This window comes from Pseudomonas sp. SIMBA_068 (genome assembly GCF_046534705.1).
Taxonomy (GTDB): Bacteria; Pseudomonadota; Gammaproteobacteria; order Pseudomonadales; family Pseudomonadaceae; genus Aquipseudomonas; species Aquipseudomonas putida.
Genome location: NZ_JAWRYI010001083.1, coordinates 1 through 253, shown reverse-complemented (window position 1 = coordinate 253; position 253 = coordinate 1). Strand labels below are relative to the sequence as shown.

General features: G+C 68.0%; 1 protein-coding gene. It reads right to left on the bottom strand.

Annotated elements, in window-relative coordinates; all coding sequences use genetic code 11:
• Positions 1 to 253 (bottom strand): 2-C-methyl-D-erythritol 4-phosphate cytidylyltransferase (locus tag SB756_RS32795; RefSeq protein WP_410913603.1); only part of this gene is annotated, 253 nt, incomplete at both ends.

Sequence of the window (253 nt, the reverse complement as noted above, 5' to 3'; positions counted from 1 at the left end):
CCGAGGCTTCATCCGTCACGACCACATCCGACACCAGGCACTCGGCCAACGCCCGGTGCAGTGCCCCAAGGCGGAACATCTGCGGTGTGTAGGCCTGCCAGATGGTGCTGCGGTCCACGGTAGCACTTACCCGGCCGCTGCCATCGGCACGCTTGAGGGTATCGCGCGCCGGTACCGCCAGCAAGCCACCCACCGGGTCGTCCGCCAGCTCCGACAGCAGCTTGTCCAGGTCGCTGCGCGCCAAATTCGGCCG